We start from the raw sequence: 6721 nt of genomic DNA, 5'->3' as shown, positions 1-6721 counted from the left end.
TCCTGATGCCGGTCGGGGCCCTGGTCACCAATGAAACGCTCGTAGCGATGTTTCACGAGCGGTCGCCCAGCGAGTGGGTTCTCCTCGGCTTTCTCACCCTGCTGACAGCCCAGCTCGTCGGCTACGGCCTGGTCTGGGCCGGCTGGTGGCTGCGCCAGCGCTGAACCGCCCACCGTTGAAACTCAAGGACAGGAGAGCTGAAATGGGCCAAGCCCAAACCCCCGCCGCGCGCCGCTACCTGGCCCGCTTCTTCCCCGCCATGATCGCCTATGTCGCCGTGCTGTTCGCATCGATCTGGGCCCTGAGACATCTGGATCCGCAGGGGCCGCTGCTCTGGCTGGTCGCCGTGGCCCCGGCTGTCCCGATCATGGCCGCCATCGCCGCCATGGGGCTCTACATGGTCGAGGAGACGGACGAGTTTCTTCGCGCCGTCCTCGCCCAGTCGATGCTCTGGGGCATCGGCATCACCATGGCCCTGTGCACCGTCTGGGGCTTTCTCGAGAACGCCGGGCTGCTGCCGCATCCGCCGCTCTACCTGATCTTCCCGCTGTTCTGCGGCAGCTTCGGCCTCGCCCAACCCTTCATTGCCAGGAGGTACCGGTGAAAAATCGCCTGAAGGTCCTGAGGGCCGAGCGGGACTGGAGCCAGGCGGATCTCGCCGACCGGCTCGAGGTCTCGCGCCAGACCATCAACGCCCTTGAGACGGGCAAGTACGATCCCAGCCTGCCGCTGGCCTTCAAGATCGCCCGTCTCTTCGGCCAATCCATCGAAACCATTTTTCAGGACGAAGCCTGAGGGCCGTCCCAAGCAGGAGCGTCGCCATGACTGTTGCGTCGAAGTTCCCCAAGTTTTTTGCCAGCCCCAAGGTCCGGATGGCCTCCATCCTCGCCGTCTGCGGCGGTTTCGTCGGCTTCGGCTCGGGCATGCTGATCGGCAAGCTCGAAAAAGCCGGTGCCATGCGGGTCGAGGGCCTGGGCTGGTCTGATTTGCTGTCCGGCCTTATCGCCCTGATGCTGATCGCCCTCGGGGTCATGGTCCTCCTGGTCAGCGCCAGCCGCAAGACGGCGCTGCGGGTGCTGGATCCCGGCAACGCCCGGGACGCGACACCGGCCCAGGCCTCGTACTACCGCCAGCAGGGACTGGTCGCGCTGCTGGCCGGTGTGATGCTGGCGGCACCGGTCCTGGCCAACTCGGTGTTCGACCCGCTGCCGTTCGAGCTGGGCGCGGCCGTCATGGCCGGCATCGTGGCCCTGTTTCTCGTCCAGACCGTCGGCAACCTGATCCTGTGGCAGCGCAGCGACGAGCTGGTGCGCCAGGTGATGTCCGAGACCGGGGCGGTGTCGTTCTGGCTTCTGCAGGGCCCCCTGTTCCTGTGGGCCGCCGGCGAGAAGCTGAACCTGCTGCCGGCCCTGTCGCTGTGGGACGCCGTTGCCGTGCTGATGGCCAGCTATCTCCTGATCTCCACCCTGGTCTCGGCGCGGCGCGGCCTGGGCGGTTAAGCCAGACCCCCAGAACCTCGACCTCCCACCGGCCTCGTTCTCACCGGCTCGCATCGCCGAACCCTGATGCGCGCCTGTCTCCCAGGACCCACCCGATGTTCAGATCCCAATCCCGGCCCCGGATGCTCGCCATCATCATCGCGCTTCTGGCCGCCATAGGCGTGTTCGGGGGAAACCATGCCCACGCCGCCGAGCCGGCCGCCCGCATCAGCGTCACCGTCACCGGCAAGGGGCCCGACGTGATCCTGATCCCGGGGCTCGCCTCGTCAGGGGCCGTCTGGGACGCCACGGTGGCCCAGCTCTCCGGACGCTACCGGGTGCATGTCGTCCAGGTCGCCGGCTTCGCCGGGGCTCCGGTCGGCGGCAACGGAGAGGGCGCGGTGATCGATCCGCTGGTCGAGGCCCTCGACGGCTACATCCGGTCGGCCAGGCTCAAGTCGCCGGCGGTGATCGGTCACTCCATGGGTGGCCTGACGGGCCTGGCCCTGGCGCGCCGCCATCCGGCCGATATCGGTCGTCTGCTGATCGTCGACAGCCTGCCCTTCTATCCGCTGCTGTTCTCGCCCGCTGCTACGGTCGAGGCGGTCCGGCCCCAGGCCGTGGGCATGCGCGACGGCCTGATCGCCATGCCGGCCGAAAGCTTCGAGGCCCAGCAGACCATGACCATGCCGCGCCTGGTCAAGTCACCGGACGGTCTCAAGGCGGCCCTGGCCTGGTCAAAGAGGACGGATCGCTCGGTGTTCGCCCGTGCCATGTACGACGTCCTGACCACCGACCTGCGTCCCGAGCTGCCGGCCGTGACCGTCCCGACGGTCGTCCTCTATCCGTTTGATCCAATGATGGGCGCGCCCGTCGAGCGGGTCGAGCAACTCTATGCCGGGGCCTATGCCGCATTGCCGGGCGTACGCCTTGAGCGCATCGAGGGGGCTTACCACTTCATCATGCTGGACCAGCCTGCGGCCTTCGCCGCCGCCGTCGAGCGTTTTCTGAACTGACCCGGCCCGGCGGGCCGCGACTTGCCCGCCTCCGGCCAGACGTCTTGCTTTTTCAACCCGGACTTCACAACCAAGGACAGGACCATGCTTTCGACCCTCTTCCGCCCGGCCCGCCGCATGGCCGCCGGCCTCGTCACGATCCTGGCGCTCGGCGTCGCGGCCCCGGCCATGGCCGAACCCGCGCTGTGGGCGATCAAGGACAAGGACTCCACCATCTATCTGTTCGGCACGATCCACGTGCTTCGGCCGGAAACCAAATGGCGTTCGGCCAGCATCGACAGCGCCATGAAGGCCAGTGGCGATCTGGTCATCGAGGTCCAGGGGGCCGACGACCCGGCCCTGATGCAGCCCCTGGTCATGAAGTACGGCATCGACCAGGCCAAGCCGCTGTCCACCAAGCTGTCGCCCGAAGACTTCAAGCGGGCCAAGGACCTGGCCCAGAGCGCCGGCCTGCCGCCCCAGGCCCTGGAGCCGATGCGGCCCTGGCTGGCCTCGATCTCTCTAGCCATGCTGCCGGTGATGAAGGCCGGCTATGATCCCAAGAGCGGTGTCGAGCAGGTGATCAGCGCCCAGATGAAGGCCGACGGCAAGTCTGCCTCCGCCTTCGAGACGGCCGAGCAGCAGATCCGCTTCTTCGCCGACATGGCCCCGAAGGCCGAGGTCGACCTGTTCCGCTCGACCCTGGATGACGCCGATGCCGGCACGGCCAAGATCGACTCGATGGTCGCGGCCTGGGCGGCCGGTGATCTGAAGGCCCTGGAAACCCAGTTCGTGACCGAGATGAAGGGGCCCTATGCTGACGTCTATGACGTGCTGCTGACCAAGCGCAACATCGACTGGGCCAACCAGCTGAAGACCAAGCTCGCCGGTTCGGGTGTCAGCTTCGTCGCGGTCGGGGCCGGACATCTGGTCGGCGAGGACAGCGTCCAGGTCCAGCTGGCCAAGCTCGGCATCAAGGCCGAGCGCGCGAACTAGGACCCGGGGAAGGGGCGGCCTATTCGGCCGCCTCGACCTCCGGCTTGCGCAGATAGATCGAGCGCTTGGGGGTGCTCATCACCCGGTGCAGCATCGGCTCGAAGGCCTCCAGCGGCATCGACTTGAAGTTCGGATCGAAGGCGTCCTGATCGTACAGATGCCCGAACTGGGCGGTATATTCGAAGTCCGGATGCCCCCGGAACTGCTCGCGCATGTCGCGGTCCAGGCCCAGGTGGTGGAAGAAGTAATAGCCCTGGAAGATGGCGTGGTTGGCGACCATCCAGTGGTTTCGCTCCGACACGAACGGCTGGACGATGGCGGCCGCGATGTCAGCGTGATTGCGCGGCCCCAGGATGTCGCCGATGTCGTGCAGCAGCGCACAGACCACATATTCCTCGTCGCGGCCGTCCATGTGGGCCTTGGTCGCCGTCTGCAGGCTGTGCTCGAGCCGGTCGATCGCAAAGCCCCCGCAGTCGCCCTGGAGAAGCTTCAGGTGGGTGACCAGGCGCTTGGGCAGGTCGCGTCCGAACTCCGCCGCCGCATTGGCGATGATGCCCCAGTCCTCGGCCGTGCCATCGACCATGGCGTGGAACTGGGCGCGCGGATGATCTTCTCCGTCAGCCATGACGTTTCTCCCCGAACGTTTGTTTGAGCAATCGTGCGCCCGTATCCCGGGCGCGTCAACGCGGCCGCTGGAGACTTTCCCGTGGGCGGGCAGGGCCTCTCCCCTTGAGTAGGTCCTCAAGACCCGCTAGACGAGCCTCCACGCCGCGCGGGCGTAGCTCAGAGGTAGAGCGTCTGCTTCCCAAGCAGAATGTCGTGGGTTCGATTCCCATCGCCCGCTCCATTTTCTCCAATAAAATCAATGCGCTTTTTCGCTGGTACCGGCGCTCGTGGCGTCGTGTTTACAGCGTGTTTACAGCGATGTTCATCAGCCGTTCTGGCGGGTCAGATCCAATCGCTCTGCGATTCCGCGGGCGATACGATCACGATCGACATAGCGACGGCGAATTTTGAGAACATTTTCGGTCTGCCAACCCAGCATATCCGCGATTTGTTCGTCGCTGAGACCATTTGCCATGAGCCTGGTCGCAAAGTTTCCCCGAAGGTCGTGGAGGTGCTTTTCGATCTTGGGCTCGGCTTTGGCGCAGGCTCTGATCCAGGCTCCCGTGGGGCCGTCCTTTGACCATGGCTTCCCGTGATGGGTGGTCATGACGAAGAGGGAGGAGACGGCCGGTCGTCCGGCTGCTGTGAGCTTGGCTATACGTTCGCGCTCCGCCTCGCGGCACTCCTCGAGGACCTTTCGAGCTTCTGGCAGCAGCGGCACGATGATGCGCTTTCGCCCCTTGCTCTTGCCAGTAGCGAGCTCGATCGAGACCTCAGTCAGATCCGTCCACTTCAGCTGGCGAAGATCTCCGCGCCGGAGCCCCGTCGCAGCTGCCATTCTGATCCAACGCGACACCGGTGGATTGGCGTGAGCGAGAATGGCTTCCATTTCGTGCGGCTCTACAATCTCGCTGGCCCGGTCACTCTCATAGAGCTCCTTGATGCCTAGGGCGGGATTGGCATCCGCCAACTCATTGTCGACCGACCAACTGAAGAGCCGGCGAATGACCTGAACCCCCACATCAGCCGTTCGCGGGGTGGCGGCATATAGGTTGCGCCAGTTGATGATTTCCCGCCGCATCCCTTTGGCTTTCAACGCCGCGACGGGGAGAGTACCGAAGCGCTCGCGAATGATGTCGAGCCAGGAAGCCCATTGAGCTTGGGTCGATGGAGCCAGTTTCAGAAAGCCATCGGGGGCACTTTTGTAGGCCACCACGAGCCCTGCCACGAGATCCTTGGGGATGGTTGTGCGTCGAGTCGCCGAATAGGCTTCAACGGCGATATGCGCCCCGGCCTTTTCTGCGCGTTCAGCTTCAGCGAGCGTCGTCCCCTCGAAGCGGCCAATGGCCGGGCCACCGCGCCAAGCCTGCCAATAGATGACAACTTTCCCCGGGCGCTTTCGAACGTTTCTATGTGCGCCTGGTAGCCTCAGCGCTCCCATTATCTTGTCTCCACAGTTTCAAAGCAGTCTCTGGATCATCCTCATTCATGCGTTCACCCGCCGGGGTGTCTGACAGCTGGGATTGGCCGTCCATCCAAGCATCAAGCGCCTTCACATCCCATCGCGTCCGATTTCCGATCTTGAAGGGGCGAACGGGGATCGCGCTCAAATCATCGCGATTGCTCAGCGATAGATAGTTCATCGCCGCTTCTGCGGTCAGGAGACGCGGCGCGCGCGGGGGGTGATCAAATTTGGCCACGCACGACACTCCCTTGCTGGATCGAGGTGGGGCTGTTTGAGGGGGACTCGATCATTCTTCGAGTTCGCGCAGTTGAACGAGCGAAGCTGCGAATTCGTCCTCGACCAGTTTCAGTAAGCCCGCTTGCTTCGCTCGAGCACGAAAGTGCTTCAGAACCAGCGTGGCGTCGATCAACACGGACCCGAAAACAACCTCGCCGCTGGGGCGAACCTGTTCGGCTCGTCTCTTCATCGATTGGCCAATCTCGCGCCAGCTGCCAGCGACAGCTTCCATCGACCTCGCCTGACCGAATTCCCTGGCAGCGTCTCCATAGGGTTCCGAGCCGACCGTCATGAACCCGAAATAGAACGGATCTGACCTGCTCACACTAAGCAGTTGCTCGAGCGCGCCGTTGAACGCGATGCTAACGAACAGCGCAGCCTTCTCCTGGCTCGCGCCCTGTTCAGCTAGAGCTAATGCGAGTGCCGTCTTGAGCGCGGCTATTGACGAAAAGTCCGCCCAAACCCCCTGCGTGGGACGCTTGAACGGCAGACGTCCTCGCCGCTCCAAGCTGTAGAACGCGTCTGTCGTCAGCCCAGTCAGAGCTAGAAATTCGGCTCGCCGCATCTCAAAAACCTTGTCTTCATGACAACCTTACGATTTTGCTCAAAAGTTGTCAATCGGACCATGTTTCTCACATCGGCGCGACCGGCCAAAATACAACAAAAAGCCATATAAAACAATATCTTATTGACATTTTTGTCGAAAAAATGGTATGGTGTGTCTCCACCAATTATCAAGCGAAAATCCAATGGACCAGCAGCGGTCGAAGGAGCGCGCTCGTCCAGTGCGCGTGATTAGTGTGTCTGTGTTAGGGCGGCCAAACGGGCAGGAACGGCGCAACGGAGCGCGCTTGGATTTGCTCGCTGGAGTGGCGCATCAAATCCGACGGAGGGCGACTTGGAGA

At 63.6% G+C, this 6721-nt stretch carries 8 protein-coding genes and 1 tRNA gene; 6 read left to right on the top strand and 3 right to left on the bottom strand.

What is annotated here, in order from left to right:
- Positions 1-202: 202 nt before the first annotated feature.
- The 5 genes from DBR10_RS15385 (at position 203) to DBR10_RS15365 (ending at position 3469) form a co-directional block, all read left to right on the top strand.
- On the top strand, positions 203-604 hold the full coding sequence (locus DBR10_RS15385; RefSeq protein WP_108504678.1) for a hypothetical protein: 402 nt from the start codon (positions 203-205) through the stop codon (positions 602-604).
- Positions 601-795: a helix-turn-helix transcriptional regulator gene (locus DBR10_RS15380; RefSeq protein WP_108504679.1), complete on the top strand. Its 195-nt coding sequence runs from the start codon at positions 601-603 to the stop codon at positions 793-795. Before DBR10_RS15385 ends, DBR10_RS15380 begins: the two co-directional genes overlap by 4 nt.
- Positions 796-821: 26 nt before the next feature.
- Entirely contained in the window at positions 822-1499 is a 678-nt protein-coding gene (locus DBR10_RS15375; protein ID WP_108504680.1) for a hypothetical protein, read from the top strand.
- Positions 1500-1594: 95 nt separating this feature from the next.
- Positions 1595-2494 carry an alpha/beta fold hydrolase gene (locus DBR10_RS15370; RefSeq protein WP_108504681.1) on the top strand — a complete coding sequence of 300 codons (900 nt, stop codon included), beginning with the start codon at positions 1595-1597 and terminating at the stop codon, positions 2492-2494.
- 84 nt (positions 2495-2578) lie between these two features.
- The gene (locus DBR10_RS15365) at positions 2579-3469 is read left to right on the top strand and encodes a TraB/GumN family protein (protein WP_108488011.1); all 891 of its coding nucleotides are present in this window, start codon (positions 2579-2581) and stop codon (positions 3467-3469) included.
- Positions 3470-3488: 19 nt separating this feature from the next.
- Here DBR10_RS15365 and DBR10_RS15360 read toward each other — a convergent pair whose 3' ends face one another.
- A complete protein-coding gene (locus DBR10_RS15360; protein WP_108488012.1) occupies positions 3489-4094 on the bottom strand; it encodes an HD domain-containing protein in 606 nt (201 codons plus the stop codon).
- A 147-nt stretch (positions 4095-4241) separates the two neighbouring features.
- On the opposite strand from DBR10_RS15360, the gene DBR10_RS15355 reads away from it, so the two are divergent.
- Positions 4242-4316, top strand: a tRNA-Gly gene (locus DBR10_RS15355).
- Between the two features lie 84 nt (positions 4317-4400).
- On the opposite strand, the gene DBR10_RS15350 is transcribed toward DBR10_RS15355, so the two are convergent.
- On the bottom strand, positions 4401-5516 hold the full coding sequence (locus tag DBR10_RS15350; RefSeq protein WP_108504682.1) for a tyrosine-type recombinase/integrase: 1116 nt from the start codon (positions 5514-5516) through the stop codon (positions 4401-4403).
- 310 nt (positions 5517-5826) lie between these two features.
- On the bottom strand, positions 5827-6381 hold the full coding sequence (locus DBR10_RS15345; RefSeq protein ID WP_108504683.1) for a hypothetical protein: 555 nt from the start codon (positions 6379-6381) through the stop codon (positions 5827-5829).
- Positions 6382-6721 lie beyond the last annotated feature (340 nt).

The sequence above is a fragment of the Caulobacter sp. HMWF025 genome (genome assembly GCF_003060965.1).
Lineage (GTDB): Bacteria > Pseudomonadota > Alphaproteobacteria > Caulobacterales > Caulobacteraceae > Caulobacter.
Note: the sequence above shows the minus strand (reverse complement) of the source record. Positions and strands in the feature narration are given on the sequence as shown.